1 protein-coding gene and 1 pseudogene are annotated in these 1392 nt (G+C 67.8%); both read right to left on the minus strand.

Translation table 11 applies throughout. The annotated features are described in order from the left end of the window. Positions 1-143: 143 nt before the first annotated feature. Positions 144-584, minus strand: a complete 441-nt coding sequence (locus C503_RS49065; RefSeq protein ID WP_425393554.1) for a transposase — start codon at positions 582-584, stop codon at positions 144-146. Beyond that, positions 508-1317 (minus strand): annotated as a pseudogene (locus C503_RS42820) (IS701 family transposase); the annotation flags it as partial. The pseudogene C503_RS42820 and the gene C503_RS49065, both read right to left, overlap by 77 nt. Positions 1318-1392: the final 75 nt, after the last annotated feature.

The following is a 1392-nucleotide window of genomic DNA, read 5'->3' on the forward strand; positions in this document are numbered from 1 at the left end:
ACTAGTAGTGCTTTGTTAGGTGTTGCTGGCCTGGGTCGTTGTTGTGTCGGGTGGTGGGGTCTGGACGGGTTGTCGGCAGGTGTGGCAGACGCCTGTCCAGACCGCGAGTAAGGCTTGGAGTTCGCGCAGGACCGCGTAGAGCGTCAGGCCTGCGCAAGGACTTTTGGGGTGCGGCGGAGCTGGGTGCAGATGGCCTGGGCGACGGCGGCGAGGGTGACGTGGCGGTGCCAGCCGATCCAGGAGCGGCCTTCGAAGTGATCGAGACCGAGTCCGTGTTTGAGTTCGCGGTAGTCGTGCTCGATGCGCCAGCGGATCTTGGCCAGCCGCACCAGGTCCCGCAACCGGGTGTCCGCCGGGAGGGTCGAGAGCCAGTAGTCGGTGGGCTCGGCCGCTCCGGGTGGCCATTCGGCCAGCAGCCGGCACTCGGGCAGCGTCCCGTCGGCGGCGCGGGGGATGTTGCGGTTGGCCGGTCGGATCCGCAGTGCGAGGAAGCGTGAGCGCATGCTCGCGGTCGGGTTGCCTGGCGTCTTCCTGGTTCCGTGCCGCCAGACCACGAACTTGCCTGCCGACCGGCCGGCGTTCATGACCAGAGTCTTCAGATCCACGGGCTTGTCCTGATAACGCGGTCCTGGCGGGCGGCCGTTGCCGATCCAGGCCGCGTTCGGTCAGGCCGAGCCGGAACTCGGTGGCATCGCCGTAGCCGGCGTCGGCCACCACCGGCCGCCGGGGCAGGCCCCACTCGCCGGTGGCCTCGTCGAGCATGTCCAGCGCGAGGCGCCACTTCTCCCGATGCCTGACCTCGTCCGGGATCGCGCTACGCGCCCGACGCATCCGGACCTCGGCGGCGGTCTGCTCGTCGACGGCCTTGTCGTCGTCCCAGGACTCGGGCAGGAACAACCGCCAGTCGATCGCGGCCGAGGCCCAATCGGTGACCGCGTGCACGCTCACCCCGATCTGGCAGTTCCCGGTCTTGCCCAGCGCACCGCAGTACATCCGCGCGACACCGGGAGAGTCCTTGCCGTCCTTGGGAAAACCGGTGTCGTCGATGACCAGCGCGTCCGGGTCGACGAACTCGCGCGCCCATCCGGCCAGGCGGCGGCGCACCTCGACATGATCCCACGTCGAGGTGGACACGAACTGCTGCAACCGCTGGTGATCGACACCGAGCCGCGCCGCCATCGGCTGCATCGACTTGCGCTTGCCGTCCAGCATCAACCCACGCACATACAACTCGCCCTTCGCCCGCTGATCACGCCGCGCGAACCCACCGAACATCGACCCGGCGAAGTCCTCGATCACCGGCCGAACCCGAGCCATCTCCTCCGGAGTCACCCAGTAAGAAGATCACACGCGACAGCCAACCGAACATCCCACCTAACAAAGCACTACTAG

Source organism: Actinokineospora enzanensis DSM 44649 (assembly GCF_000374445.1).
Classification (GTDB): domain Bacteria; phylum Actinomycetota; class Actinomycetes; order Mycobacteriales; family Pseudonocardiaceae; genus Actinokineospora; species Actinokineospora enzanensis.

What these genes read in the sequence shown, in the direction of transcription:
- C503_RS49065 (WP_425393554.1), bottom strand. Translation starts at nt 584, where the DNA reads ATGAACGCCGGCCGGTCGGCAGGCAAGTTCGTGGTCTGGCGGCACGGA.